General features: G+C 68.5%; 26 protein-coding genes. 5 read left to right on the top strand and 21 right to left on the bottom strand.

The window, feature by feature from the left end; all coding sequences use genetic code 11:
* Nucleotides 1-35: 35 nt before the first annotated feature.
* From ileS to Q8Q88_RS19180, 5 genes are all read right to left on the bottom strand, one after another.
* Nucleotides 36-3,023, bottom strand: coding sequence for an isoleucine--tRNA ligase (gene ileS, locus Q8Q88_RS19160; protein ID WP_305676782.1), 2,988 nt, complete (start codon nt 3,021-3,023; stop codon nt 36-38).
* Between the two features lie 162 nt (nt 3,024-3,185).
* A complete protein-coding gene (locus tag Q8Q88_RS19165; protein ID WP_305676783.1) occupies nt 3,186-4,121 on the bottom strand; it encodes a bifunctional riboflavin kinase/FAD synthetase in 936 nt (311 codons plus the stop codon).
* Between the two features lie 5 nt (nt 4,122-4,126).
* Nucleotides 4,127-4,549, bottom strand: a complete 423-nt coding sequence (locus tag Q8Q88_RS19170; RefSeq protein WP_305676784.1) for a MaoC family dehydratase — start codon at nt 4,547-4,549, stop codon at nt 4,127-4,129.
* 42 nt (nt 4,550-4,591) lie between these two features.
* Nucleotides 4,592-5,455 carry a TIGR01459 family HAD-type hydrolase gene (locus Q8Q88_RS19175; protein WP_305676785.1) on the bottom strand — a complete coding sequence of 288 codons (864 nt, stop codon included), beginning with the start codon at nt 5,453-5,455 and terminating at the stop codon, nt 4,592-4,594.
* A gap of 43 nt (nt 5,456-5,498) precedes the next feature.
* Entirely contained in the window at nt 5,499-6,764 is a 1,266-nt protein-coding gene (locus Q8Q88_RS19180) for an EAL domain-containing protein (RefSeq protein ID WP_305676786.1), read from the bottom strand.
* A gap of 139 nt (nt 6,765-6,903) precedes the next feature.
* Here Q8Q88_RS19180 and Q8Q88_RS19185 point away from each other — a divergent pair, with 139 nt between their 5' ends.
* On the top strand, nt 6,904-7,173 hold the full coding sequence (locus Q8Q88_RS19185) for a type II toxin-antitoxin system Phd/YefM family antitoxin (RefSeq protein WP_305676787.1): 270 nt from the start codon (nt 6,904-6,906) through the stop codon (nt 7,171-7,173).
* On the top strand, nt 7,170-7,565 hold the full coding sequence (locus tag Q8Q88_RS19190; protein WP_305676788.1) for a type II toxin-antitoxin system VapC family toxin: 396 nt from the start codon (nt 7,170-7,172) through the stop codon (nt 7,563-7,565). Before Q8Q88_RS19185 ends, Q8Q88_RS19190 begins: the two co-directional genes overlap by 4 nt.
* Nucleotides 7,566-7,578: 13 nt before the next feature.
* Here the strand turns inward: Q8Q88_RS19190 and Q8Q88_RS19195 are convergent, their stop codons facing one another.
* The 3 genes from Q8Q88_RS19195 to Q8Q88_RS19205 form a co-directional block, all read right to left on the bottom strand.
* A complete protein-coding gene (locus Q8Q88_RS19195) occupies nt 7,579-8,457 on the bottom strand; it encodes a 3-hydroxybutyryl-CoA dehydrogenase (RefSeq protein ID WP_305676789.1) in 879 nt (292 codons plus the stop codon).
* Nucleotides 8,458-8,634: 177 nt separating this feature from the next.
* The gene (locus tag Q8Q88_RS19200; protein WP_305676790.1) at nt 8,635-9,579 is read right to left on the bottom strand and encodes an electron transfer flavoprotein subunit alpha/FixB family protein; all 945 of its coding nucleotides are present in this window, start codon (nt 9,577-9,579) and stop codon (nt 8,635-8,637) included.
* Nucleotides 9,579-10,325, bottom strand: coding sequence for an electron transfer flavoprotein subunit beta/FixA family protein (locus Q8Q88_RS19205; RefSeq protein WP_305676791.1), 747 nt, complete (start codon nt 10,323-10,325; stop codon nt 9,579-9,581). Before Q8Q88_RS19205 ends, Q8Q88_RS19200 begins: the two co-directional genes overlap by 1 nt.
* A gap of 155 nt (nt 10,326-10,480) precedes the next feature.
* Between Q8Q88_RS19205 and Q8Q88_RS19210 the strand changes: the two genes are divergently transcribed.
* Complete coding sequence (locus tag Q8Q88_RS19210) at nt 10,481-10,777, top strand: hypothetical protein (RefSeq protein ID WP_305676792.1); 297 nt, start codon at nt 10,481-10,483, stop codon at nt 10,775-10,777.
* Here the strand turns inward: Q8Q88_RS19210 and Q8Q88_RS19215 are convergent.
* The 6 genes from Q8Q88_RS19215 to Q8Q88_RS19240 all read right to left on the bottom strand — a co-directional run bounded on the left by Q8Q88_RS19215 (nt 10,774) and on the right by Q8Q88_RS19240 (nt 15,160).
* Entirely contained in the window at nt 10,774-11,343 is a 570-nt protein-coding gene (locus tag Q8Q88_RS19215; protein WP_305676793.1) for a cob(I)yrinic acid a,c-diamide adenosyltransferase, read from the bottom strand. The two genes, Q8Q88_RS19210 and Q8Q88_RS19215, sit on opposite strands and share 4 nt — an antisense overlap.
* Nucleotide 11,344: 1 nt before the next feature.
* Nucleotides 11,345-11,551 carry a twin transmembrane helix small protein gene (locus Q8Q88_RS19220; RefSeq protein ID WP_305676794.1) on the bottom strand — a complete coding sequence of 69 codons (207 nt, stop codon included), beginning with the start codon at nt 11,549-11,551 and terminating at the stop codon, nt 11,345-11,347.
* Nucleotides 11,552-11,588: 37 nt separating this feature from the next.
* On the bottom strand, nt 11,589-12,203 hold the full coding sequence (locus Q8Q88_RS19225) for a TetR/AcrR family transcriptional regulator (protein ID WP_305676795.1): 615 nt from the start codon (nt 12,201-12,203) through the stop codon (nt 11,589-11,591).
* A 135-nt stretch (nt 12,204-12,338) separates the two neighbouring features.
* A complete protein-coding gene (locus Q8Q88_RS19230) occupies nt 12,339-12,992 on the bottom strand; it encodes a TetR/AcrR family transcriptional regulator (RefSeq protein WP_305676796.1) in 654 nt (217 codons plus the stop codon).
* Nucleotides 12,989-13,201 (bottom strand): hypothetical protein, encoded by a 213-nt coding sequence (locus Q8Q88_RS19235; RefSeq protein WP_305676797.1) that lies wholly within the window; start codon nt 13,199-13,201, stop codon nt 12,989-12,991. The genes Q8Q88_RS19230 and Q8Q88_RS19235 overlap by 4 nt, the downstream gene beginning before the upstream one ends.
* Before the next feature lie 318 nt (nt 13,202-13,519).
* Nucleotides 13,520-15,160, bottom strand: coding sequence for an acyl-CoA dehydrogenase family protein (locus Q8Q88_RS19240; RefSeq protein WP_305676798.1), 1,641 nt, complete (start codon nt 15,158-15,160; stop codon nt 13,520-13,522).
* Nucleotides 15,161-15,238: 78 nt separating this feature from the next.
* Here Q8Q88_RS19240 and Q8Q88_RS19245 point away from each other — a divergent pair, with 78 nt between their 5' ends.
* Nucleotides 15,239-15,868 (top strand): glutathione S-transferase family protein, encoded by a 630-nt coding sequence (locus Q8Q88_RS19245; RefSeq protein WP_305676799.1) that lies wholly within the window; start codon nt 15,239-15,241, stop codon nt 15,866-15,868.
* Nucleotides 15,869-15,970: 102 nt separating this feature from the next.
* Here Q8Q88_RS19245 and Q8Q88_RS19250 read toward each other — a convergent pair whose 3' ends face one another.
* A complete protein-coding gene (locus Q8Q88_RS19250) occupies nt 15,971-16,753 on the bottom strand; it encodes an alpha/beta fold hydrolase (RefSeq protein ID WP_305676800.1) in 783 nt (260 codons plus the stop codon).
* Nucleotides 16,754-16,829: 76 nt separating this feature from the next.
* Here Q8Q88_RS19250 and Q8Q88_RS19255 point away from each other — a divergent pair, with 76 nt between their 5' ends.
* On the top strand, nt 16,830-17,837 hold the full coding sequence (locus tag Q8Q88_RS19255; RefSeq protein WP_305676801.1) for a hypothetical protein: 1,008 nt from the start codon (nt 16,830-16,832) through the stop codon (nt 17,835-17,837).
* A 2-nt stretch (nt 17,838-17,839) separates the two neighbouring features.
* On the opposite strand, the gene Q8Q88_RS19260 is transcribed toward Q8Q88_RS19255, so the two are convergent.
* The 6 genes from Q8Q88_RS19260 to Q8Q88_RS19285 all read right to left on the bottom strand — a co-directional run bounded on the left by Q8Q88_RS19260 (nt 17,840) and on the right by Q8Q88_RS19285 (nt 24,884).
* Complete coding sequence (locus tag Q8Q88_RS19260) at nt 17,840-18,727, bottom strand: DMT family transporter (RefSeq protein ID WP_305676802.1); 888 nt, start codon at nt 18,725-18,727, stop codon at nt 17,840-17,842.
* 51 nt (nt 18,728-18,778) lie between these two features.
* Nucleotides 18,779-19,885 carry an aromatic ring-hydroxylating dioxygenase subunit alpha gene (locus tag Q8Q88_RS19265; RefSeq protein WP_305676803.1) on the bottom strand — a complete coding sequence of 369 codons (1,107 nt, stop codon included), beginning with the start codon at nt 19,883-19,885 and terminating at the stop codon, nt 18,779-18,781.
* A 17-nt stretch (nt 19,886-19,902) separates the two neighbouring features.
* Nucleotides 19,903-21,504 (bottom strand): alpha-amylase family glycosyl hydrolase, encoded by a 1,602-nt coding sequence (locus tag Q8Q88_RS19270; RefSeq protein WP_305676804.1) that lies wholly within the window; start codon nt 21,502-21,504, stop codon nt 19,903-19,905.
* A 1-nt stretch (nt 21,505) separates the two neighbouring features.
* Complete coding sequence (locus Q8Q88_RS19275; RefSeq protein ID WP_305676805.1) at nt 21,506-22,117, bottom strand: ATP-dependent Clp protease proteolytic subunit; 612 nt, start codon at nt 22,115-22,117, stop codon at nt 21,506-21,508.
* A gap of 147 nt (nt 22,118-22,264) precedes the next feature.
* Nucleotides 22,265-23,311: a hypothetical protein gene (locus tag Q8Q88_RS19280; protein WP_305676806.1), complete on the bottom strand. Its 1,047-nt coding sequence runs from the start codon at nt 23,309-23,311 to the stop codon at nt 22,265-22,267.
* 97 nt (nt 23,312-23,408) lie between these two features.
* On the bottom strand, nt 23,409-24,884 hold the full coding sequence (locus tag Q8Q88_RS19285; RefSeq protein WP_305676807.1) for a M20 family peptidase: 1,476 nt from the start codon (nt 24,882-24,884) through the stop codon (nt 23,409-23,411).
* Between the last annotated feature and the right edge of the window lie 96 nt (nt 24,885-24,980).

A 24,980-nucleotide genomic window follows, 5' to 3' on the forward strand; every position in this document is an offset into this window, starting at 1 on the left:
ACCCCCGGAAATGTGGAGAGATCCGTGCCGAGTGCTCACGCGCGGGCCGCGTCCCAGGCCGCCACGGCCTCGGCGTCCCGCAGGCTGAGGTCGGGATAGCGGGGATCGGAGCCCACCTCCGGCAGGATCCGCCAGGAGCGGGCGCACTTGGTCCCTTCGGCCCGCACCGGCTGAACGGCGACCCCAGGCGACTCTGCCAGGCGGAAGGCCCCGGCGGGACCCTCGCCCTGAACCAGGGCCGCCTGGCTGGTGCGAAACACCTCGGCGGGGTCCAGGCCTTCAAAGGCGGCGATCAGGGCCGGATCGGCCACATGCACCCTGGGAGCGGCCTCCAGCGCCGCGCCCATGCGCTTCTCGCGGCGCTCGACCTCCAGGGCGCCGGTGACCACGGAGGTCACCGCCTGCACCTTGGCCCAGCGTTCGGCCTCGGCGGGATTGGCCCACTCGGCAGGCGTCTCCGGGAACACCCGCAGGCTGTTGGAGCCGGCGTCGGGGAAGCGCGTGGTCCAGGCTTCCTCGGTGGTGAACGGGATGAGCGGGCTCATCCAGATGGTCAGCCGTTCGAAGACCAGGTCCATGACCGTGCGCGCGGCGCGGCGGCGCAGGCTGTCGGGCTGGTCGCAATAGAGGGCGTCGCGGCGGATGTCGAAGAACAGCGACGAGAGCTCGTTCTGGCAGAACTCCAGCACGGGGCGGGAGACATCCTGGAAGATGTAGTCGCGATAGGCGGCGCGCACCTGGCCGTCCAGCTCCCACAACCGGTGGAGGATGAAGCGCTCCAGCGGCGGCAGGTCGGCGTAGTCGACTTCTTCCTCGTCGGTGAAGCCGGCGAGCGCCCCAAGCAGGTAGCGCACGGTGTTGCGCAGCTTGCGATAGGCGTCGGTGGTGGTGGCCAGCACCGTCTTGCCGATCCGCTGGTCGTCGGTGTAGTCGGCCATGGCCGCCCACAGGCGCAGAATCTCCGCGCCCGAGTCCTTGATCACCGTCTGGGGCTCGATGGTGTTGCCCTTCGACTTCGACATCTTCTCGCCGTTCTCGTCGACGGTGAAGCCGTGGGTCAGGACCGCGTCGTAGGGCGCCCGTCCGCGCGTGCCGGAGCTCTCCAGCAGCGAGGACTGGAACCAGCCGCGATGCTGGTCGGAGCCCTCCAGATAGAGGTCGGCGGGCCAACGGGTGTTCTGGCGGCCCTCCAGGGTGAAGGCGTGGGTCGAGCCGGAATCGAACCAGACGTCGAGGATGTCCTCGACCTTCTCGAAGCGCTCGGGATCGTGGACCCCCAGGAAGTCGGCGACCGGCCGCGTGAACCAGGCGTCGGCGCCCTCCTTGGCGATCAGCTCGACGATGCGGGCGTTGACATCCTCGTCGTGCAGCGGATGGCCGGTCTCTTTGTCGACGAACATGGCCAGAGGCGAGCCCCAGGCGCGCTGGCGGCTGATCAGCCAGTCCGGGCGGCTCTCGACCATGGCGCGGATACGGTTGCGCCCGGCCTCGGGATGGAAGGCGGTGGCCTCGATCGCCTCGATGGCGGTCTCGCGCAGGGTGCGGCCGTCCTTCAGGGGGTCGTCCATGCGGATGAACCACTGCGGCGTGTTGCGGAAGATCACGGGCGCCTTGGAACGCCAGGAGTGCGGATAGGAGTGGGCCAACCGCCCGCGGGCCAGCAGGCGGCCGGCCTCGATCAGCCTGTCCATCACCGCGCCGTTGGCGGGGCCGAACTTGCCGGCCTTCTTGCCCTCGGTCTCCAGAACCTTCAGCCCGCCGAACAGCGGGACATTGGGATAGTAGGCGCCGTCCGGATCGACGGTCTCGGGTATCTCGCGATGGCCGTGGGCCAGCCAGACCATGTAGTCGTCCGCCCCGTGGCCGGGGGCGGTGTGGACGAAGCCGGTGCCGGCGTCGTCGGTGACGTGGTCGCCGTCCAGCAGGGGGACCTGGAAGCTGTAGTGGGTGTCCAGCGCCGCCAGCGGATGCTCGCAGACCATGCCGGCGGGATCGAAGGTCTCCAGGCGGCGGGCCGCGGCGATCTTGGCGGCGGCGAAGACGTCGGCCGTCAGCTTGTCGGCCAGGATCAGGCGGTCGCCGGGCTTGGCCCAGGGCTCGAACTCCAGGCCGGTCTCCATGGCCTCGACCTCATAGACCCCATACGAGATCGCGCGGTTGTACGAGATCGCCCGGTTGGCCGGCAGGGTCCAGGGCGTGGTCGTCCAGATGACGATACAGGCCTGGTCGCCGTTCAGCGAGGAGTCCACCTGGGCCTGGGCCTCGGCGGTGCCGGCCGGCATGGCGTCGTCCTGATCGGCGTCGCCCGACAGGCCTTCGTAGGGCGTGTAGTCGACCACCGGGAACTTCACCCAGACGGTGGGCGAGATGTGGTCGTGGTACTCGACCTCGGCGTCGGCCAGGGCCGTGCGCTCCACCGGGCTCCACATCACCGGCTTGGAGCCGCGATAGAGCTGGCCCGAAGCCACGAACTTGTGGAACTCCGCGACGATGGCCGCCTCGCTGCCATAGTCCATGGTGGCGTAGCGGTTCTCCCAGTCGCCCAGGACGCCCAGGCGCTTGAACCCCTCCATCTGGACCTCGATCCAGTGGGCGGCGTATTCGCGGCAGCGCTCGCGGAACTCGGCCTTGGAGACCTCGTCCTTTCGGCGGCCCTGACCGCGCAGCTCCTCCTCGATCTTCCACTCGATCGGCAGGCCGTGGCAGTCCCAGCCGGGCACGTAGTCGACGTCGTAGCCGAGCGCGAAGCGCGAGCGGACCACGAAGTCCTTCAGGGTCTTCTGCAGGGCGTGGCCGATATGGATGGCGCCGTTGGCGTAGGGCGGGCCGTCATGCAGCACGAACAGCGGCGCGCCGGCCTTGTGACGCGCCGCGCGGATCGTGTTGTAGAGATCCATCTGCGCCCAGCGCGCCAGAATCTCAGGCTCCTTCTGGGGCAAGCCGCCGCGCATCGGGAACGGGGTGTCGGGAAGAAAGACGGTCTCGCGGTAGTCCCGCGTAGGGGTTTCAGCGTCGTCGGCCATAGGACTTTCCAGCTTGGCTCGGAAACTAAAGGGTGCGGGTGAAACCCGGCGCGCGCTGGATCGATCGTCCGGCGGCGTCACGCCGGGCGGATAATTCGCAGGGATTTCCGAACCGAAGTCATCGCCGGGGTCGTAGCAGAGGCCGGCGCGAAACCCAAGGTCTCAGAAGTCCGGCAGCAGCATCGCCCGCGCCTGGGCGGCGTCGACCATGACCTGGGCGACCATGGTCGGAAGGTCCGCGAACTTCGCCTCGGGCCGCAGGAAGGCGATCAGGTCGGTCTCGATCACCTGGTCGTAGATGTCCTCGTCGAAGTCGAACAGCCAGACTTCCAGGCGCGGGGCGATCTCGCCGGGAATCTGGGGATTGACCCCGATATTGGCCACGCCGGCGATCTCGCGGCCGTCGGGCAGGCGGGTGCGGGTGGCGTAGGATCCGAACTTGGGGATCACATAGTCGGTGAGCGCCACATTGGCGGTGGGGAAGCCCAGGGTGCGGCCGAGCTGGCGACCACGTTCCACCACGCCCTCGATGGCGAAGGGGCGGCCGAGGATGGCCGCTGCGTCCTGAGGCCGGCCGTCGCGCAGGGCCTCGCGCACGCCGGTGGAGGAGAACTTGGCGTGGCCGTCGCCCACCGCCTCCGCCACCGAGACCCCGAAGCCCATCTCCTGGCCGTACTGGCGCATGATGTCGGGGCTGCCGGTCCGGCCATAGCCGAACGAGATGTCGAAACCCACCGCGACGTGGGCGATCCCCAGGCCATCGTGCAGCACCCGGGCGGCGAACTCGCGGTCGGTCAGGTGCTCCATCTCGGCGTCGAAGGGCAGAATGTAGAACAGGTCGACGCCGAGGGACGCGAGCGCCCGGGTCTGCTGGTCGGTAGTCATAAGCCGGAAGGGCGGGGCGTCGGGCTGGAAGATGCGGCGGGGATGCGGCTCGAAGCTGATCACGCCCAGCGGAGTCTTGGCGGCCTGGGCCGCGCGGGCCGCGAGCGCGATGACCTTCTGGTGGCCACGATGGACGCCGTCGAAGTTGCCAAGCGCCACGGCGGCGCCCTTATCGGTGTCGGCGAGCCCCTTCCAGCCGTGGACGATCCGCATGGGCGTCACTTGGGCTTCCGGGGGACCATGACCACGGCCTCGCCGTCGACCACGGTCTTGCCGTCCACCTGGCAGACGGTGGCAAGCGTGGCGTGGCCGCGGCGTTCGTCCAGGCTCTGGACGGTGACCCGGGTCACCACCGGGTCGCCCAGCTTCACCGGCCGGCGGAAGCGCAGCGACTGCGAGAGGTAGATGGCGCCCGGACCCGGCAGCCGGGTGCCCAGCACCGCGGAGATGTAGGCCGCCGACAGCATGCCGTGGGCGATGCGGCCCTGGAACGGGGTGGCGCGGGCATAGGCCTCATCCAGGTGGACGGGATTGGTGTCGCCCGACACGGCGGCGAAGGCCTCCACGTCGGCCGCGCCCACGATCTTGGTGGTCTCGGCCGACTGGCCCTCGGCCAGATCCTCGAAGAACAGTCCCTGCACGCCGCCCGCTCCCGGTTAGATGCTCTAGTTAGCGGCTTTTGCTCACCATGCCAGGTCGGCGATGGCGTAGCTGGCCCGCGCGCCGTCCCTGGCGAGCAGGGATCGCACCGCCTGGGCGTCCAGGCCGTCGGGCCCGATGGTCTCGGCGCCATGGATGCCGCTGGCGATAAACAGCACGTCCAGGCCCTGGTCGTTGGCGCCCTTGGCGTCGGTGGCCACCGCGTCGCCGATGCAGAGCACGCGGGAATGGTCGACGCTCCGGCCCAGGATCACCTCGGCCTCGGCCAGGCACAGGCCGTAGATCGGGGCGAAGGGCTTGCCGGCCATGATCACCTCGCCGCCCAGCTCGGCGTAGCGCTGGGCCAGAGCTCCGCCGCAATAGATCAGCCGGTCGCCGCGCTGCACCACGATGTCGGGATTGGCGCAGATCATCGGCAGGCCGCGCGCGATGGTCGCCTTGAAGCGCTCCTCGTAGTCGTCGGGGCCCTCGACCTCGTCGTCATAGGGGCCGGTGCAGGAGATGAAGGCCGCCGCGTCGGGGCCCGCGAAGGTGAGGTCGAGGCCTTCATAGAGCGGGGCGTCGCGGTCGGGGCCGATGGCCCAGGCGGGGCCTGGCGCGCGGGCGCCTAGCATCAGCCGGGTGGCGTCGCCCGAGGAGACGAAGGCCGACCAGGCCTCGCGCGGCACGCCCAGCTGGTCGAGTTGCTCGTGGACGGCGCTGGAGGGGCGCGGGGCGTTGGAGATCAGGATCACCGGCCCACGCTCGGCGCGCCACTTCACCAGGGCGGCGCAGGCGTCGGGGAAGCTCTCGCGCCCGTTGTGGATCACCCCCCAGACGTCGGAGAGCAGGACGTCGTAGCGGTCGGCGAGTTCGGCGAGGCCGGAGATCAGCTTGGGCGCGGTCATGCCGGGGGCGGTAGCGGGCTAGGTCCGCCTGGTCAATGCGGCGTCAGGCGCGCCGGCCGGTCCGGCCGCGCAGGGTGGGGCGCAGGAAGTCGGCCGGCGGGTCGGTCTCGGCCAGGACGGCGTCGCGGATCGGCCGCGGCTCGCCGAACAGGTGACCCTGGCCGTACTGGATGTCGAGCTCGAGGATGTCGACGATCTGGCGCTCGCTCTCCACCTTCTCGGCGATCAGGTCGACCCCGTAACGGCGGGTGAGGGCGGCGAAGTCCTGGGCCGCCAGGTCGGGCATGGAGCGCAGCACCAGGCCCTCGTCGGTCTCGGTCAGCTCGTCCAGAAGCACCTGGGCGCTGATCTTCAGGAACTTCACGTCGGACCGGGCCAGGTCCTGGAAGTCGATGTCGAGGTCGATGACCTTGTCCAGGCTGAAACGGAAGCCGAGCTCGGCCAGCTTGCCCATGTTGCGCGCCTCGACCGAGCCGCGGGCGTCGAAGGCCGCCTGGCCCAGCTCGAAGATCAGGGCCCCGGCCAGGTCCTTGTTGGCGGCCAGCAGCTCCAGGAACTGCGGGAAAAAGGTCTCGTCGGCCAGGCTGGAGGTGGAGACGTTGCAGAAGATCCCGACCTTGCGGTCCTGCTTGGCCAGCCGGCGCACGATCTGCACGCAGCGGAACAGCAGCAGGTTGTCGATGGAGGTCATCAGGCCTTCGGGCTCGGCGACGGTCAGGTACTCGGCCGGCATCAGCACCCGGCCGGTCTCGTCGCGCAGCCGCGAATAGCTCTCGTAGAAGACGGTGCGCCGCTGGGGCAGGCCGACGATCGGCTGCAGGTAGAGGTCGACGCGGTTCTCGGCCAGGGCGTCGCGGACGGTTCCCAGCAAGGCGGCGGACTGGTGGCTGCGGCGGCTGTCGTGCTGGCGGTCGGGGAGGGGCGCGCTGACCACCCGTTCCTCCAGCCGCTGGCCCATGCGCTGGACCAGGTCCTCCAGGATGTGGACCTCGTCGTGCAGCTCCTCGGTGCGGCGCACCGCCTCCTCGGTCATGGTCTCGGCCACTTCCGACAGCCGAGTGTCGATCTTCTCCATCTGCAGCAGCAGGATGGTGTTGGCCTCGCGCACCATGTCGAGGCCTCGCTGCAGGGTGCGCATCTTCAGGCTGGCGGAGACCATGGCATGGATCGCGGCGCAGAGCGCCAGGCCGCCGACCAGGGCCGCGACGCCCGCGGCCCAGCCGCCGCCGTTCCGCCACAGCAGGAGGGCGACGATCAGCGCAAGGCAGAGATAGGTGGCCGCAAGCGCCACCGACGTGAACTGTCGCATAAGCCCGCCGGTCCGAATCAACTCGGAGTATCGGCCGGGCAAGCCTTGCAAGTCGAATGGATTAACCGTCGCAGTCGCCTTGACCGACATGTTGGTCCAAGTCGTTGGACCAACATGTCGTATGTGCTATTATCATCTGATGACCCTTCAGGTGAATATCGCCGAGGCGAAAGCCAAGCTTTCCGAACTCGTCGCTCGGGCCGAAGCGGGCGAAGAAATTGTGTTGGCGCGCGCCGGCAAGCCGATTGTTACGCTCAAGCTCGTGCCCGCAACCCAGAAGGCCAAGCGCGTCGCAGGCGCATGGGCGCATCTCGGGCCTCTGGAGGACCCAGATCTGTTTTTGCGGCCCGATCCTGAACTGGAAGAGGCGGCTCAATCGCTGGATGAAGACGAGTTCTACAAGACGTGAGCGTCCTGTTGGATACGCACGCGCTCTTGTGGTGGCTGATTGAGCCTGAGAGATTGTCTCCACCCGCCAGGCTCGCCATCGAGAATGCAGACGAGGTCTGGGTCAGCACCGTCAGCATCTACGAGATCGATTTCAAGCGGCGGGAGCCCCGTCTGCGCAACCGCAACGGCGCCTTGCAGCGTATGCCGCACAACATGCCGGAGACGCTCCCGTCGCTTGGCCTCCAGCTACTGGACATCACGGCTGGAGACGCCTGGGAAGCTGCTCGACTGCCGCTCCATCACCGAGATCCGTGGGATCGCATTCTCGTCGCTCAGGCTCGCAGGCTTGAAGCGGACTTGATCACTAAGGATGAGGCGCTGACGGCATATGCTGTAGACGTGCTTTGGTGAGGCTCGAAGGATACTACCGCGTCGGGATGGGCGTCTCGCCGCGATAGTCGTAGAAGCCGCGGCCTGTCTTGCGGCCCAGCCAGCCGGCCTCGACATACTTCACCAGTAGCGGACACGGCCGGTATTTGGAGTCGGCCAGGCCCTCGTAGAGCACGTTCATGATCGAGAGCACGGTGTCCAGGCCGATGAAATCGCCCAGCTCCAGCGGGCCCATCGGATGGTTGGCGCCCAGCTTCAGCGCATTGTCGATGGCTTCGACCGTGCCGACGCCCTCGTACAGGGTGTAGATCGCCTCGTTGATCATCGGCACCAGGATGCGGTTGACGATGAAGGCGGGGAAATCCTCGGCGTTGGTGGTGGTCTTGCCCAGCGAACGAGCGAAGTTGACGGCGGTCTCGTAGGTGGGCGCGTCGGTGGCGATGCCGCGGATGACCTCCACCAGCTTCATCAGCGGCACCGGGTTCATGAAGTGCAGGCCGATGAACCGCTCGGGCCGGTCGGTGACCGAGGCCAGGCGCGTGATCGAGATCGAGGAGGTGTTGGAGGCCAGCAGGGTGTCGGGGCCGAGGTGCGGCGCGAGCGCCTTGAAGATGTTCTTCTTGACCTCTTCGTTCTCGGTGGCCGCCTCGATGGCGAGGTCGGTGGCGCCGATGGTCTGCAGCTCGTCGGCGGGCTTTATGCGGGCGATGGCCGCCTGAGCGGCTTCGTGGTCGATGATGTTGCGGGAGACCTGTCGGGTCAGGTTCTTCTCGATCAGGGCGATGCCGGCGGCGATCTTGTCGACGCTGACGTCGTGCAGCAGGACGTCATAGCCGGCCAACGCACAGACATGAGCGATGCCGGTGCCCATTTGACCGGCGCCGATGACGCCGACGGACCTGATCTGAACCATGCAGAAAGAGCCTCGAATGACCTGGCCGCAAACCGGGGCGACCGCGTGTGACGGGTTTCTAACATAGGCTGGGCCGCCGTCGCCAAGGCTTTTGCTGCGCCGCAGCGTGGGCGGTCCAAAAAGAAGGGCGGCCCCTCGCGGAGCCGCCCTGGATGGTTCAACCGTAAGGCGTGACGGCTACTTTCCCGCGGCGGTCAGGGCGTCCATCAGCTCCGGCACGGCGCTCTTGTAGTCGGCCACCAGGCCGAAATCGGCGACCTGGAAGATCGGCGCGTCGCCGTCCTTGTTGATCGCCACGATGACCTTGGAGTCCTTCATGCCGGCCAGGTGCTGGATGGCGCCCGAGATGCCGATGGCGACATAGAGTTCCGGAGCCACGACCTTACCGGTCTGACCGACCTGATAGTCGTTGGGGGCATAGCCCGCGTCGACGGCGGCGCGGGAGGCGCCGACGGCGGCTCCCAGTTTGTCAGCCAGGGGTTCGATCACCCGCTGGAACTCCTCGGCCGAGCCCATGGCCCGACCGCCGGAGACGACGATCTTGGCGCCGGCGAGTTCGGGACGTTCCGACTTCACCAGCTGCTGGTCGACGAACTTGGTCTTGGCCGCGCCGGAGCCAGAGGAGATGGTCTCCACCGAGGCCGAGCCGCCTTCGGCCGCCGCCTTGAAGGCGGTGGGGCGGACGGTGATCACCTTCTTGGCGTCGGAGGACTGGACGGTCTCCAGCGCGTTGCCGGCATAGATCGGGTGCACGAAGGTCGAGGCGTCGACCACTTCGACGATCTCGGAGATCTGCGCCACATCCAGCTTGGCGGCCACGCGGGGCGAGAAGTTCTTGCCCTGCGAGGTGGCCGGGGTCAGGACCGCGTCATAGTTGGCCATGAGCGGCACGACCACGGCCTCGACGGCCTCGGCCAGGCCGTGGCCCAGCTCGTCGCTCTCGGCCAGCAGCACCTTGCGCACGCCGGCGATCTTGGCGGCGGCGTCGGCCACGCCCTTGGCGCCCGCGCCGGCGACCAGCACGTCCACGTCCTTCGAGAGGGCGAGGGCGGCCGTGACGGTCTTGTGGGTGTTGTCCTTCAGCGACGCGTTGTCGTGATCGGCGATGACGAGAACGGCCATTAGAGGACCCCCGCGGTCTTCAGGTTGGAGACGAGGTCGGCGGCGGTCTCGACCTTGATGCCGCCGGCCCGCTTGGCGGGCTCGGTCACCTTGAGGACCTTCAGGTGCTGCTTGAGGTCGACGCCGAGCGAGCCGGCCTCCTTGACGTCGAGCGGCTTCTTCTTGGCCTTCATGATGTTGGGCAGCGAGGCGTAGCGCGGCTCGTTGAGGCGCAGGTCGGCGGTGATGATCGCCGGCAGCGAGACCTCGAGGGTCTGCAGCCCGCCGTCGACCTCCCGGGTCACCTTGGCCTTGCCGGCCGCAAGCTCGATGGCCGAGGCGAACGTCGCCTGTGGCCAATCGAGGATGGCCGCGAGCATCTGGCCGGTGGCGTTGTTGTCGCCATCGATGGCCTGCTTGCCCATGATCACCGCGTCCGGGCTCTCTTCGGCGATCACCGCCTTGAGCAGCTTGGCGACGGTCAGGGGTTCAAGATCCTGGTCGGTCTGGATCAGGATCGCGCGGTCCGCGCCCATGGCCAGCGCCGTGCGCAGGGTTTCCTGCGCCTGGATCGGTCCGATGGAGACGGCGACCACCTCTGTCACGGCGCCCTTTTCCTTCTGACGAACGGCCTCTTCGACCGCGATCTCGCAGAACGGATTCATGGACATCTTGACGTTGGCGAGGTCGACGCCCGACTGGTCGGACTTCACCCTGGCCTTCACATTAAAATCGATCACCCGTTTAACCGGGACCAACACCTTCATGGGTCGCTAGCGCCTCAAATTGCATTGCGGAAAAATCGGTCGGATGCGGCATAACGCTTCCGCCGAGCATTGCAAGTCGGCGCCCGGACACACCTCGCCGCAATTTCGGCCGATGGGAGCGCCAACCGCGCCCGCTTGAGTAGAAGAACGAGACGATGAACCGCACGATCGACCGCCTGAAACTGATCTTCTTGGCGGCCTTCGCCCTGCTCAGCGCGGGCGCTTTCGTCTACCACTACGGCTGGGTCTGGCCGGCTCAGAAGTGCGAGGCCTCCGGCGACTGGTGGGATTGGCGCACCCGCACGTGCGCCCACCCGATCCCGATCTCCGACATCACCGGGCGGGTGATCAAGGACCGCGCCGCCTACGACGCGGCCAAGGCCGACGGCGTCACCGGCACGACCGGCGACCTGGCCCGTCCGCCCGCGACCGTCCCCGCCGCCCGGAACTAGCGCGTCGCGCCCGACTTCCAGAACACCTCGCGTGCGCCGCGGTCGTTGGCGTGGCGGGCGGCGACGAACAGGAAGTCGGAGAGACGGTTCAGGTATTTCATCGCCGCCGGGCTGACCGGCTCGCCGGCCTCGACCAGGGCCACGGCGACGCGTTCGGCCCGCCTGGCCACAGTGCGCGCCAGGTGGAGCGCCGCGGCGGGCGCCGTGCCGCCCGGCAGGATGAAGGAGGTGAGCGGCGGAAGCCCGGCGTTCATGGCGTCGATCTCGCGCTCCAGCCGCTCGATCTGGCTGTCGATCATCCGCAGGGTGTTGGTCTCGCCCTCGCGGGGCGGGGTCGCCAGGTCGGCGCCCAGGTCGAACAGCTCGTTCTGCACCCGGGCCAGCATGGCGTCGAACGCGGGCTCGTCGGCGGTGTGCAGGCGCGCCAGGCCCAGGCAGGCGTTGGCCTCGTCCACCGCGCCATAGGCCTCGACCCGCAGGGAGGCCTTGGACACCTGCTCGCCGGTGGCCAGCCGCGTGGCGCCGCCGTCGCCGGTGCGAGTGTAGATCTTGTTGAGGGTGACCATCCTAGCCGCCGGCGTTGTGGCGCCACCAGACGGCGGCCACGAGAACGGCGACCGCTATGGCCTGCAGCAGCACCCGTAGCCGCATAAGCTTGTTGGAATAGGACCGGCCGAAGTCGCCGCCCCGGAACAGGGCGTAGAGGCCGATGAACAGGGTCACCGTCACCGCGGCCAGGCTGATGGGGATGAGATACTGGAAGATTGTGTTCATGCGCCCAATCTAGCGCCGCCGTCGCGCCGTGGGGAGACTAAGCCGTGGGGCGGGCGCGGAAGCCTTGCGAGATCAAGCCGATATGGCGGTCCATGACCGCGCTCATGGCCTGGGCGTCGGCCTCGTCCCAGGCCGCCAGGCGGTAGGTCCAGGCGTAGGAGGCCATCAGGGCGTCGATCACCACGTCCAGGTCGCAGGCCGGATCGACGTCGCCGCGGACCACGCCCTCGGCCAGGCAGTCGCGGACCACCTGGCGCAGGCGCAGATTGCGACCATAGGGGCGGCTGGCGGGGCTGAGCGTCCAGTTGTAGGCCGCCGCTATGTGGGCCAGGAACAGCCGGGTGCGGCGGGTTTCGAAGGCGTAGTGGATGGCGAAGAGCGAGCGCAGCCGGTCCGGCGTGGATCCGCGCAGGTGGGGCGCCACCCTGTCGAGCTCGGCATAGAGCGCGTCCAGCCGGTCGGCCATGACCTGGCTGAGGATGTCGCCCTTGGAAGAGAAGGTGGTGAAAACGCTCCCCACCGAGACCTCGGCGTGGCGGGCGATCTCACGGACGGTGGTCTCCTCGTAGCCGCGGCTCTCGAAGAGATCGCGCGCGGCGTCGAGGACGCGTTGCCGCGTCGCCTCCTTCTGGGATTTGCGTACCCCCGCCATGTCCCCCCGTCCGCGGTGCGATCCGCGGCATTCCTATCCCTGGTTACGGAGCAGCCGCGACCGTGGGCGCGGTTCTCCTGCGTCTGCGACAGTTCGTCGCGGACCAGCCGCCCCCGCAGCCGATCCGTGACGGATCTAGCCTCGCCGCGCGCCGGCCAGGACCACGCGGATCTGGTCCCTGGACTTGGCCTGCAGCGCCTCGAGACTCCAACCCTGGAAGATGGCCTCGGGATAGTTGGCGAGGTAGCAGTCGAACAGCATCTGCGTCCGCAGCTTGGCCTCGACTTCCTGAGACAACTCCCCGCGCTCGACGCCGAGGTTGAGCTGGTCGGTGATCAGCTCGTGAATGGCGTTCACCGGCGGCAGGGTGCGCAACTCTGGGCCCTGCTCGGGCAGCCAGGAGATGCTGAAGGCCGCCCGGGCCAGCGGCAGCTGGGTCTTGTAGAAGGCGTAGCCGGCCATGAAGAGACGCAGCAGGGCGTCCTCGACGGTGCGACCGCGGCTGCTCGCCTCGGCCATGGCCTCGGTCAGGGCTTCCATGTCGCTGACCATGATCTCGCGGAACAGGTCCGACTTGTCGGTGAAGTTGGCGAACACCGCGCCGGTCGACATGCCCGCCTCGGCGGCGATGTCGCGGATGGTGGCGCCTTCATAGCCGGCTTCGGAGAACAGCCGCCGGGCGGCGGCCAGGACCTTGGCGCGGGTCTGTTGCTTGGCCAGGGCGCGGCGGGTCGGGACCCTGACCTCGGTCTCGCCGGTGGCTTCGATGGTGCTGGGGACGTGTTTCATCGCGCTTGCAGCCTCGCCAAGGCCGCTTCCGCGCGCATTTCGAACTCTACGCAATACTCTTCCACTACCTTCTCCAGCAGCTCAGCGTAGCGCTGCGCGAGCTTCCGCCCGTCACGGGAGGCGTCGCGCAGATCGACGATCAGCTGGCGGACTTCCTCGTTGGCGTCGGCGCGATCCGGGTCGACCCGGAGAGCGGTGTCATTGGTCATCATGACCGTGCGGTCCTCTTAGCCTCTCGCCGCGGCGCGTCCAAGCGAAGGCTTCAATCGATCATGTTCAGCGAACCCGTTCCGCGATACGAGTTTGAGAGGGATTTAGCGCCAAATGGCGAAGGTGGCTGTGTGGCGCAGCGTCGCAGAGCGGTGTTTTTCCAATGTTTCGGGGGCGCAACGTCGCGTCGACGACGTTGCCGGACTCCAATGCTCGTTGAGCATGCTCGCACAACGCTGTCGTGCGGAATGGAATTCCGGCGTCTCGGTGTCGTGTGGCCGACATATGGGCGCGATCGGGCGGCTTCTCGTCGCCGCCTAGTTGGCGCCTTCCAGCAGCCGCCGGGCGATGACCTGGGCCTGGATCTCGCCGGCCCCCTCGAAGATGTTGAGGATGCGGGCGTCGGCCAGGATGCGACTGACCGGCTGCTCCATGGCGAACCCGGTCCCGCCGTGGATCTGGACGGCGTTGTCGGCGCAGGCCCAGGCGACGCGGGCGGCGACCAGCTTGGCCATGCCGGCCTCCAGGTCGCAGCGGCGGCCCTCGTCCTTGGCCCGGGCCGCGAACCAGGCCAGCCGCCGGGCCCCCAGGATCTCGGCGGCCATCATGGCCAGCTTGTTGGCCACGCGGGGGAAGTCGGCGATCGGGCCGCCGAACTGCCGTCGCGCCAGGGCATAGTCCAGCGCCAGGTCCAGGGCCGACTGCGCCACGCCGATGGCCCGCGCCGCCGTCTGGATGCGGGCGCTCTCGAAGGTCGCCATCAGCTGGACGAAGCCCTGGCCTTCCTGGCCGCCCAGCAGGTTGGCGTGGGGCACGGAGAAGCCGTCAAAGGCGACCTCATATTCCTTCATGCCACGATAGCCGATCACCCCGATCTCGCCGCCGTCCATGCCGGGCGCCGGGAAGGGCGCTTCGACCGAGCCGCGCGGCTTCTCCGCGAGGAACATCGACAGGCCGCGGTGGTCCTTCGACGAGGGATCGGTGCGGACCAGCAGGGTCATCAGGTCGGCGCGGGCGGCGTGAGTGATCCAGGTCTTGGCGCCGGTCACCTTCCAATCGTCGCCCTCGCGGACGGCGCGGGTGCGCAGGGAGCCCAGGTCCGACCCCGCCTCCGGCTCAGTGAAGACGGCGGTGGGGATGATCTCGCCCGAAACTATGCCCGGCAGGAAGCGGGCCTTCTGGTCGTCGGTCCCGTGGGCCAGGATCAGCTCGGCGGCGATCTCTGAACGGGTGCCGAGGGAACCGGTCCCGATCCAGCCCCGCGACAGGGCCTCGGAGACCACGCACATAGCCACCTTGCCCATGCCCGCGCCGCCACGTTCCTCCGGAGCGGTCAGGCCGAACACGCCCAGCGCCGCCAGCTCCTCGATCAGGCTGAGCGGGATCAGCTCGTCGCGCAGATGCCAGCCGTGGGCGAAAGGAACGATCTTCTCCTCGGCGAAGGCGTGGAAGTGGTCGCGCACCTGCTCAAGGGTCGCGTCCAGGCCGCTGGCCTCCAGCGAGGGCCGGCCACGCGCCTCGTCCAGCAGCACGACGATCCGGTGGCGCACCGCCTGGGAAGCGCCGGGCCTAAGGCGTTCGATCAGCGGCTCCAGCGCCCGGGTCGAGACGCCGACATCGCCCGGCCGGAAGGTCTCGCCCTGGTTCATCGGCACGCCGCCGGCCAGCTGGCTCAGATATTCGAAGGCCAGGAGTTGGGCCGGCAGGGCCTCGGCGTCGCCGAACCGGCCCTCGCCCTGCAGGTGGTCGGCCCAGGCGGTGGTCTGGCGCAGGGTCTCGGCATAGGCCGCAGCCCAGGCCAGGCCGTGGGCAATATGCTGCTCGGCGTCGAGCGCGGTGCGGTCCAGGCGCCCGCCCGGGCTCACGCGGTCGGCCACCGCGGCCTTGGTCTCGGCCACGAAAAGTTCGGCCGCGCGGGCGGCCTCCGACAGCAGGGAGCTGAGGTCTGGCAGGATCATCGGCGGCGACTATAGGCGAAGCTTGTCGTGGGTCACGTGCGCCGCTACTCCCAGCCTAACGCCACGGGAGGCAACCCAATGCTCGTCGTCCATCACCTCAACGACTCGCGCTCGCAGCGCATCCTCTGGCTACTGGAGGAGCTTGGGACCCCCTACGAGATAAAAAATTACAAGCGCGACGCCACCACCCGCCTGGCCCCGCCGGAGCTGAAGGCCGTCCATCCGCTCGGCAAGTCGCCGGTGGTGACCGAGGGCGACGCCACCGTCATCGAGTCGGGGGCGATCATCGACTATATCATTCGCCACCATGGCGGCGGCAAGCTGGCCCCGGCCGCGGGTTCCAAGGACTACGACGTCTACCAGCAGTGGCTGCACTATGCCGAGGGCTCGGCCATGCTGCCGCTGATGCTGTTCATGTATGTCGGCCGCCTGGGCGAGGCCGGCGGGCCGCTGCATCCGCGCATCGAGAGCGAGATCGCCAATCATCTGGGCTATGTGGAGGGCGCGCTCGCCGGCCGCGACTGGCTGATGGGCGAGTTCAGCGCCGCCGACATCCAGATGAGCTTCGTGGGCGAGGTCACCGGCGCCTTCGGCCGCTACGGCGCCTATCCGAACATCGCCGCCTGGGTGAAGCGCTTCCAGGACCGTCCCGCCTATCGCAAGGCCCTTGAAAAGGGCGGCCCCTACAACATGGGCCCGAAGGACTAGGCGACCGGCCTCGGGGAGACATCTCGCCACGAGGACCGCTTTCAATCTCCTCCTCTCCACCCGTCTTCGGGGGGAGAGGAAGAAGCTCGCGAGCCTAGGCCGTCACCGCGCCCAGGGGTCGTCCAGCAGGCCGTCGATGAAGTCGAACACCGCGGCCTTGGTGAGGGCGTGCGGAATGGCCGAGAAGTGGTCGCAGCCTGGAACCACGACCCCGTGGCCATGGGCGAAGGCCCGGGCCAGTTGCTCCGGGTCGCCGTTGGTCTCCCGCTGGCCAGCCACCGCCAGCACAGGCATCGGCAGGGTCGCGAACCCCGCCACGTCCAGGGGCGGGTTCGTCGCCTGGGTGAAGGCGGCCAGCGCCTGGCGGTCCTCGCCCTGCTCGTCGGCGAACTGGCGGAAGCTCTTCAGGAACGGCTCGGTGATGGTCTCCGGATCCTCGGCCAGCATGGCGGCGACCATCAGTTCGGTGCGCTCCCCCATCCGCTCAGTCAGCAGCTTGTCGCCGACGCCGCCAAGGATGAGGTTCGAGAATCGTTCGGGCGCGGCCAGGGCGGCGGCGGCGGCGGTGCGCGCGCCCATGGAATAGCCGAACAGGTCGACGCGGTTGATTCCCAGGTGGTCGATCAGCTCCACCACGTCGCGGGCCAGGTTCTCGCGCAGATAGGCGGCGGGGTCGTGCGACTTGCCGCTTTGCCCGTGTCCGCGCTGGTCCAGGGCGATCACGCGAAAGCGCCGCCGCTCGAGCGCCGCGTACCAACCGGTGCGTTTCCAACCCTCGTTTCGGTTCGACGCGAAGCCGTGAATCAGCAGGATCGCCCGCTCGTAATCAAGCGGAGCAATATCGTCATAGGCGAGTTCGAAACCGTTGGTTGTGGTGAAGTCCATGATTTTCTTAAGAGATCGGTGAGGAAAACGCAGGTATTTCAGAAAGGAGTGCGACGAATAGACACGCGGAGCAAAAATGGACGCCCAAGGGTCGGCAAAGACGATCATCGCGACGATGAATCGTATCGACCGGGCGACCAAGAAAGCCTTGCGCGAGCGCCAACGCAAGGAGCGAGCGACCACACGCCGCTCCACCGCCCCCGAAATGGCCGCCCGCTATGACGCGCTGTTCGAGACCCTGACCCGCATCCACTGCGTGAAGTACGAGCGGCTGGACTGGAACGACATCGCCGGCGCCGGCATGGTCGAGCCCGCCGTCCGCGCCAATGCGCTTGAGCAGAAGGCGCGCCGCGCGCTGGCCAACTATCAGCCCGGCCTGATCGACGGTCTGTTCGGCCTGGGCCAGGACCGCCGCCGCGCCCTGGCCGAAAAGGTGCTGGAAGCCGCCAAGAAGGACGCCGAGATCTATGCGCGGGCCAAGCGGGCCGCCGACGTCCACAATCTCGACGTCAGCCTCGCCGCCGGCGTGCTGGCCCTCGACATCTCCGCCATCGAACAGTCGCTGAAGGCCCACGTGCCGGCCGCAGAGCTGGCGCCGGTGCTGGAGGGGCTTGGGGTCCACATGCCCTCGCCCGGCAGGCTGGTGGTCTATCTGGACGCCCTGGAATTCGACGCCATTCCCGACGAGGCCGTCGAGCTCGACGAGGGCGGTCGCAGCGCCTATGTCGCCCTGCCGCCCGAGATGCGCCAGGAGATGCACTTGGCCTGCGTCTGCTCCGCCACCCTGCGGGTCGCGGCCGAGATCATGACCGTGGTGCCGCTGGACGTGATCGACGTGGTCGCCCGCTGCTTCCTGCCCACCACGCGCGGGGACGTCGAACAGCAGCCCGTCGTCCATGTAAAGGTCCCGCACCAGGCGCTGAAGGCGATGGACCTGCGCCGCCTGGAGCCGGTCTCGACGATCACCGCCCTGGGCGGTCGCATCGACTGGGAGTCCGATCGCGGCTTCGCGCCGATCCGCATCGACGACCTGAAGCTGACCGCCCCCAAACCGCCCCAGGCCTCGCAGACCGCGGCGGCCTGAGTTCAGGTCGGCGGAGCCTCGGCCACGGCGGAGTGGCCGGCGCTTGACCAGGCGGCCCCGGCGGCCGCTGCGACCACCGCCGTCACGCCGCCGATCTGCGCGACGTCGAGCCGCTCCTGCAGCAGGAAGAGCCCCGACAGCACGCCGAAGGCCGGCTCCAGGCTGGTGAACACCGCGAAGGTCCGCGCGGGCATGCGCGGCATGGCATAGAGCTCCAGCGAGAACGGCACCGCGGTGGACATCAGCGCCACCAGCAGGGCCATGGGGATCAGCGCCGGGGACAGCAGCTCCGCCCCGGCCTCATGCACCCCGACCGGGAGCACCAGAAGGGCCGCGATGGCGACCGATAGGGCCGCGGTCGAGCGCCCGAAAGCCACGCTCGCCACCCGACCGCAGAGGATGTAGGTCGCCCAAGCCGCCGCCGCCACGAGCGCCCAGCCGATCCCGACCAGGTCAAGCGCCGCGCCCGGCGCCCCCATCCCGACCAGCAGCCAGACCCCCGCAGCCGCCAGGATAGCCCAGGCAAGGTCGCTCCACCGCCGCGATCCGAACACAGCGACGCCCAGCGGACCCAGGAACTGCAGGGCGATAGCTAGGCCCAGAGGCAGGCGCTCGATCGCCATGTAGAAGGCCAGGATGACCACAGCCACGGACACGCCAAGCCCCAGCAGGGGAAGCAGGGGCGCCGAGGCGGGCCAGGCGCGCCATGGCCGCGCGATGGCCAGCAGCATCACCGCCCCGAGCCCCAGTCGCAGGGTTGCCGCGCCTTCGGGTCCGATCGCCGGAAACAGGGACTTCGCGAAGGCGGCCCCGACCTGGAACGCCGCCATGGCCGCCACCGTGGCCAGCAGCGGCAGGACGACGCCGGCCGGCCATTCTTTGCGATTCACCAGACCCCCCAAGCCCGCGTCATCATTCCGGAAATGGCCGCTGGCCGAGGCCTAGCTGCGCCACCGCAGGGTGGCGGCTTCCACGGGATTGACGAACCCCCGAGCCTCCTTGCGGCTCAGCGACCATTCCCGCTTGAGCTGCTGGTACCACTTGGCCTGGCGGTCGGCGTCGTCGACCCACAGCAGGGCGGGATCGTAGCGCAGGCCTTCGTTCTGCAGGTTCACCATATCCCCGTCCTGGCGCAGGAAGGCCCGTGCGCCGGCGGCGATGAACGGCTTCAGGAACAGGAAGGCCGGGTGATCGGACCAGACGATCTGGGTGATCTTGGTCTTCGTCTCGGACACCGGAGTCAGACAGGTGAGCGACAGCACCTGGCGCGCGCCGACGGTGACATGCTCCCAGCGCAGCCCGGGAATGCGGAAGACAATCTCGGTCAGGGGTTCGCCGCCCAGGATGGCGTAGGCGCGGCTGTTCTTCGACGGTTGATGGCGGACCATTGCGAAGCCCTGCTCGCGCGGCTCGAATTTCTTGGCCTTTTCGTGCTGGCTCTTGGCCGAGCGCCACCACCACTGCTGATGCACATAGGGGCCGTGGGCTGGGTCCATCAGCCCGACGACAGCATGGTCGATATGGGCGTCGAACACCATGCGGTCGACCAGCTTGGGCCCGCCGCCGACCACGCCCGGGAAGGCCGGTGGTGGCTCGGTGGGTTCGCCCGCAAAGCGCGGATCGGAACTCACCCAGATGAAGACCAGGCCCTGGCTCTCGGCGGCCGGATAGCGCCGCACGCGGACCCGGCTGACATCCATCGCCTGGTCATCGACCAGCGAGGGGATGGCCGCGCAGGCCCCGTCGGTGCGGAACCGCCAGCCGTGATAGGGGCACTCGACGCTGGGGCTCCCGTCGGCCTCCTCGGTCAGCCTGCCGGCCGACAGCGGCGCGGCGCGGTGCGGGCAGATGTCCCGCAGGGCATAGACCTTCCCGGCCCGGTCGCGGCCCAGCAGCACCGGCTCGCCCAGCAGCTCGTAGCGCTGCAGCTTGCCGGGCTTGAGATCGCTGGAGAGGGCGGCGAAATACCAGATGTCGTGCAGGAACCCGCGGCCGAACTTGGCGTCGGCGGCGGGCGCACGGGCTTGCTTGGACGCGTCGTCGGCCATGAGCCCTCTTTAGCGCGTCATGCGAGCCGCAGGAACCGCACCGCGTGGGGGCCGAGATGCAGGGCCGCACCCTCCAGCCTGGCCTCGCCGGCCGACGGCGCCAGCACGCTCGCGCCCGTCAGCCGTTCGTCGCCGAACACCGCCGGCGTCGCTCCCATGTTGAACACGCAGGCGGCGCGCTCGGCGCCCTCCTGGCGCAGGAAGGCCAGGATCGGCTCAGGCGCGGTGATCATCTCGATCTCGCCTGTGGTCAGCGCCGGCGAGGCCTTGCGTAGGCTGATCATGGCCTTGGAGAAGGCGAGGACGGAATCGGGGTTTGTCGCCTGCGTCGCCGCCGATAGGCCGGCATGCTCCACAGCCAGCGGCAGCCAGGGCGTGGCGGCCGAGAAGCCCAGGTTCGGGCCCTCGGTCCACGGCATGGGCGTGCGCGAGCCGTCGCGGCCCTTGGCGATGGGCCAGTAGAGGTCACCCACCGGATCGCGGATCTCTTCGCGGGTCAGGCCCTGGGCCTCGGGCAGGCCCAGCTCCTCGCCCTGGTAGAGCAGGGTCGTGCCTTTCAGGCTGAGCAGCAGGGCCAGCATCATTCGCGCGATCGCCTCGCCGCCGCCGAATCGGGTGGCGGTGCGCGCGATGTCGTGGTTGCAGAATGAGATGCAGGGCCAATGGTCGGGAAAGCGGCGCAGCGTCTCGTAGTGGTCGCGGATGATCTGCGGCGCCAGGCGGCGGGCGTGCAGTAGGACGAAGGTGTAGGCCGAGTGGAGGCCCTCTTCCGGGCTGCAATAGGCGCCGCAGCGTTCCTCTTCCTCGGAGAACTCGCCGAACACGAAGCGGTCGCCGTGTGCATCCACCCGGCGGCGGATCGTATCCAGCAGCGGAATGTTCTCGGGCAGGTTGGAGTCGTGCAGGTGCCGCTGCATCTCGCTGGCGTGCGACCAGTGATGGCGGGTCCGCTCCGGTGCGGGCACGGCCGGATTGTCGGCCAGGCTGTCGTCGTGGAGGAAGGTCCCGGCGACGTCCAGGCGGAAGCCGTCGATCCCCTTGGCCAGCCAGAAGTCCAGCACGTCGAGGGCCGCGGCCTGGGCGGCCGCATTGCGCCAGTTCAGCTTCGGCTGCTGGCGCAGGAACTTGTGGTGATAGTGCTGCCGGCGCGCCGGCTGGTAGGCCCAGGCCGGGCCGCCGAACACGCTGAGCCAGTTGTTGGGCGCGGTCCCGTCGTCGGCCGGATCGGCCCAAACGTACCAGGAGGCCTTCTCACCCTCGGCCCCGCCGTCGCGGCTCTCCGCGAACCAGGCGTGCTCGTCGGAGGTGTGGGCCAGCACCTCGTCCAGCATGACCTTCAGGCCACGGGCATGGGCGGCGTCGACCACGGCCTCGAGGTCGGCCAGGGTCCCGTAGTCGGGATGGACCCCCTGATAGTCGGAGATGTCGTAGCCCCAGTCGCGGTTGGGCGAGGGGTGGACCGGCGAGAGCCAGATGGCGTCGACTCCCAGGCCTTCAATGTAGTCCAGCTTGGCCAGCACGCCCCTGAGGTCGCCGTGGCCGTCGCCGTCGGCGTCGAAGAAGCTGCGGACATAGATGTGGTAGACGACCGCACCCTTCCACCAGGGCGCGGTCGTCACGTCAGGCCTCGGTGGCGTTGTTGATGATCTTGGAGACCAGGCCGTACTCGACGGCGGCCTCGGCCCCCATCCAGAAATTGCGCTGGGTGTCCTTGACGATCTTCTCGTAGGTCTGGCCGGTCTCCTTGGCGATCATGCGGTTGACGCGCTCGCGCATCTTCACGATCTCCTCGGCCTCGATCTGGATGTCGCTGGCCTGGCCGCGGACGCCGCCCATGGGCTGGTGCAGCAGGAAGCGGGTGTTGGGCAGGCAGAAGCGGTTCTCCTTCTGCGCGCCCAGGAAGATCGAGGCGCCGGCCGAGGCCACCCAGCCGGTGCCGATCACCTTCACCTGCGGACCGCAGTACCGGATGATGTCGTGGATGGTGTCGCCGCTTTCCACGTGGCCGCCGGGGGAGTTGATCACCACCTTGATCGGCTTGCTGTTCTCGCTGGCCAGGGCCAGGAGCTGGGCGGTCACCCGCTCGGCCAGGCGCATATCGATCTCGCCGAACACCAGCACCGTGCGCGCATGGAACAGCGCGTTCTGGACGGGCCCGGAGGTCATCGGCATGTCGGGCTTGCGGGCGTTATCGTCGCCGTCGTCGTCTTCGTCCAGGCGCCAGTTACGCATAGGTCAGGTCTCCAAAATTCGTTCCACGGAACGTGCGTCGCCCCGCGTCCATCCGCAAGGGCCGGAGCGTCGCGCACCGGCCGATAATGTCCAAGATTCCCGGCTTTAGAGCGTTTCGCCGAGGATTGGATAGTTGGCCCACGCCGCTTAACGCACCTTCAGCGCCAGGATCACGAGCAGGGCCGAAACGCCGAGATGCACCAGCATGAAGCGCACCAGGACCTGGCTGTTCGACCAGCCCAGCTCCTTGCGACAGTGATCGTGCAGCGGGAAGCGCACGCCGCCCAGGATCCTCAGGCCGAAGAAGCGCATGAGGGCGACCTTCACCAGTCCGGTCGCCCCGTTCAGGAGAAGGACGGAGCCGATCAGCAGCAGGAACAGCGGGTTGTTGGTGGCGACCACCAGCATGCCGATCAGAAGTCCGATGGGGCGTGATCCGGCGTCGCCCATGAGCACCAGGCTGGGGGCGGCGTTGTACCAGAGGTAGCCGGCGATGCAGCCGACCATCAGAAAGGCCATGATCGCCCAGCTGGCGCCCTCGGGATTGACCGGAATCTTCAGGTGCTCGGCGACAACCTCATTGCCGATCACGGCGTAGAGCAGGCCGCCGAGAATCAGGAGCGCGGTGGCCGTGAGGCTGCCGGAAACCCCGTCGACCCCGTCGGAGCAGTTGGTGGCGTTGATCGAGAGCCAGATGATGCCGGTGGCCACCGGGGTCGCGATCCACGGCGACAAGAGGATTGCCTCCCTCCAGCCCGGCAGCCAGATCGCCACCGGCTGCATGCCGTAGATCACCATCGATGCGCCGATGGCGATGGCCAGGTCCATCGCGGCGAGCTGGTACTCGCTGAACCCCCCACGACGATCGTCGAGATAGCCGACGATCATGGCGGCCAGGATGAACGGAAGGGTCAGCAGGCTCCGCGCGTCGAAGGGGACGAAGATCAGAGACGCCACGAAGAAGACGCTCACGAAGATCAGGCCGGCGCTGATCGGCTTTCCCACGCTCTGTTCGGCGTTGATGGCGAACGCCCGCCCCCGGTCGGTGGGAAGCGCCGGCCAGAGCTTCGGCAGGATGACCCAGGTGACCAGGGCGCAGCAGGCGAAGCCGATGGCGGCGAGGAAGAAGAACGAATCGAACAGCCGCAGCGGCCCCCAGACGTGGCCCAGCGTCGCGTAGATCCAGTTCAGCATGCGGGGCGTCCAGGGCGGTGGGGATTAAGGGGATTTCTACCAAGCGTCCCGGGGTGTCGAGGCGGTGAATGCGCCCCGCGACACCGGGTCCGCCCGCCTAGACCGCCGCCGTGGCGATCAATCGCGCATAAAACTGCACGGCGCGCTCCAGGTTCTCGAGCGTCATGTGCTCGTTCGTACCGTGGATCATCTCGATCTCGTTCAGCGAGAACACCATCGGCTGGAATCGGTAGACGTCCTTGGCCACCGGCTGCAGGTAGCGGCTGTCGGTGCCGGCGGTGACCAGGCCCGGCGCCACAGGCGCCTTGGCCGACGCTCCCGCCAGGGCGGCGAGGATCTTCCAGCTGTCCGAGCTGGTCGAGGAGACCGGCGAGGGCTCGTCCGGGGTCTTCAGCCAGGCGATGTCCACCGGCAGGTCGCCGACTGCGGCCTTGGTGTGGTCCAGCACCCCCTGGGCCGTGTCGCCCGGCGCGATGCGGTAGTTGATCCAGGCGGTGGCGTCCTGGGGCAGGACGTTCTCCTTGGGACTGCCCTTCAGCATGGTCGGCGCGATGGTGGTGTGCAGCAGGGCCGCGCCCGCGGGCGTGGCGGCGACCTGGGACCGGATCACCGGCTCGAACAGCCAGCGGTTGGCCACCGCCATCCGGATTGGCCAGGAGCCTTCCGGGGCCAGCACCTGGAGCATGGCCGCGCCTGGGCCGTCCAACCTCAAGGGGAACTGGGCCTCGGCGATCTTCACCAGGGCGCGGGACAGGACCACCACCCCGCCGGAGCCCTCGGGCGGCGCCGAGGAGTGACCGCCGGGCGCCTTGGCCGTGAGCGTGAGCGTGCCGTAGCCCTTCTCACCGACCCCGATCAGGGCCACCGGACCGCCGGTGATCGGGTTGTCGGAGATGATCGCCATGCCCTCGTCCAGGACGAACTGGGCGGTGACGCCGCGCGACTTCAGCAGGGCCGCGGCGGCTCGCGCGCCCTGGCCGCGCACCTCCTCGTCGTGGCTGGAGACCAGGATCACCGTCCGCTTCGGCTTGAAGCCGGAGGCGGCCAGGGTCTCGACCCCTTCGAACAAGGTGACCAGCGAGCCCTTGTCGTCGATGGCTCCGCGGCCCCAGACCGCGCCCTCGGCGATCACCCCGCCGAAGGGCGGATGTTTCCAGTCGCCCTCCGTGCCCGGCGTCACCGGCACCACGTCCTGGTGGGCCATCAGCACGATGGGGGCCAGGGCCGGGTCGGAACCTGGCCAGGTGTAGACCAGGGTGTGGCCGGAAATAACCTCGCGGGTCATGGCAGCATGGGCGGCGGGATAGGTGGCCTGCAGCCAGGCGTGGAGCTTGTCCCACTCACCCGGCTGGTCGTCGGCCTTGTCCTGGTGGCTGACGGTCTGGAAGCCGATGGCCTGGGAGAGGTGCTGGGCGGCCTTGGTGCGGTCGATCGCCACCGGGGCGGCGAGCTTCACCCCGCCCAGATCGGCCGAGGCCGGCGCCTTGTAGGTCACGGTCCGCACCGCGATCACGACGATCAGTAGCGCGACCAGCGCCAGCGCGCCCAGCGCGATCTTGCCGATGAGTTTCATGGAGCCCTCCCGAATGCCGCCAACCTAGGCTGTTGCCCACGGGGAAGTGAAGTCCGCCCAACGTCTGCCCGGACCCGGCCGGCGCGCCGGCGTGCT

The sequence above is a fragment of the Phenylobacterium sp. genome, assembly GCF_030697925.1.
In the GTDB taxonomy this organism is placed as follows: domain Bacteria; phylum Pseudomonadota; class Alphaproteobacteria; order Caulobacterales; family Caulobacteraceae; genus Phenylobacterium.

Bases quoted from the DNA above. Each gene is read 5' to 3' on its own strand.
- ileS (WP_305676782.1), bottom strand. From the start codon at position 3,023: ATGGCCGACGACGCTGAAACCCCTACGCGGGACTACCGCGAGACCGTC.
- Q8Q88_RS19165 (WP_305676783.1), bottom strand. From the start codon at position 4,121: ATGCGGATCGTCCACGGCTGGAAGGGGCTCGCCGACACCGATAAGGGC.
- Q8Q88_RS19175 (WP_305676785.1), bottom strand. From the start codon at position 5,455: ATGACCGCGCCCAAGCTGATCTCCGGCCTCGCCGAACTCGCCGACCGC.
- Q8Q88_RS19180 (WP_305676786.1), bottom strand. From the start codon at position 6,764: ATGCGACAGTTCACGTCGGTGGCGCTTGCGGCCACCTATCTCTGCCTT.
- Q8Q88_RS19185 (WP_305676787.1), top strand. From the start codon at position 6,904: ATGACCCTTCAGGTGAATATCGCCGAGGCGAAAGCCAAGCTTTCCGAA.
- Q8Q88_RS19195 (WP_305676789.1), bottom strand. From the start codon at position 8,457: ATGGTTCAGATCAGGTCCGTCGGCGTCATCGGCGCCGGTCAAATGGGC.
- Q8Q88_RS19200 (WP_305676790.1), bottom strand. From the start codon at position 9,579: ATGGCCGTTCTCGTCATCGCCGATCACGACAACGCGTCGCTGAAGGAC.
- Q8Q88_RS19205 (WP_305676791.1), bottom strand. From the start codon at position 10,325: ATGAAGGTGTTGGTCCCGGTTAAACGGGTGATCGATTTTAATGTGAAG.
- Q8Q88_RS19210 (WP_305676792.1), top strand. From the start codon at position 10,481: ATGAACCGCACGATCGACCGCCTGAAACTGATCTTCTTGGCGGCCTTC.
- Q8Q88_RS19215 (WP_305676793.1), bottom strand. From the start codon at position 11,343: ATGGTCACCCTCAACAAGATCTACACTCGCACCGGCGACGGCGGCGCC.
- Q8Q88_RS19220 (WP_305676794.1), bottom strand. From the start codon at position 11,551: ATGAACACAATCTTCCAGTATCTCATCCCCATCAGCCTGGCCGCGGTG.
- Q8Q88_RS19225 (WP_305676795.1), bottom strand. From the start codon at position 12,203: ATGGCGGGGGTACGCAAATCCCAGAAGGAGGCGACGCGGCAACGCGTC.
- Q8Q88_RS19230 (WP_305676796.1), bottom strand. From the start codon at position 12,992: ATGAAACACGTCCCCAGCACCATCGAAGCCACCGGCGAGACCGAGGTC.
- Q8Q88_RS19235 (WP_305676797.1), bottom strand. From the start codon at position 13,201: ATGACCAATGACACCGCTCTCCGGGTCGACCCGGATCGCGCCGACGCC.
- Q8Q88_RS19240 (WP_305676798.1), bottom strand. From the start codon at position 15,160: ATGATCCTGCCAGACCTCAGCTCCCTGCTGTCGGAGGCCGCCCGCGCG.
- Q8Q88_RS19245 (WP_305676799.1), top strand. From the start codon at position 15,239: ATGCTCGTCGTCCATCACCTCAACGACTCGCGCTCGCAGCGCATCCTC.
- Q8Q88_RS19250 (WP_305676800.1), bottom strand. From the start codon at position 16,753: ATGGACTTCACCACAACCAACGGTTTCGAACTCGCCTATGACGATATT.
- Q8Q88_RS19255 (WP_305676801.1), top strand. From the start codon at position 16,830: ATGGACGCCCAAGGGTCGGCAAAGACGATCATCGCGACGATGAATCGT.
- Q8Q88_RS19265 (WP_305676803.1), bottom strand. From the start codon at position 19,885: ATGGCCGACGACGCGTCCAAGCAAGCCCGTGCGCCCGCCGCCGACGCC.
- Q8Q88_RS19275 (WP_305676805.1), bottom strand. From the start codon at position 22,117: ATGCGTAACTGGCGCCTGGACGAAGACGACGACGGCGACGATAACGCC.
- Q8Q88_RS19280 (WP_305676806.1), bottom strand. From the start codon at position 23,311: ATGCTGAACTGGATCTACGCGACGCTGGGCCACGTCTGGGGGCCGCTG.
- Q8Q88_RS19285 (WP_305676807.1), bottom strand. From the start codon at position 24,884: ATGAAACTCATCGGCAAGATCGCGCTGGGCGCGCTGGCGCTGGTCGCG.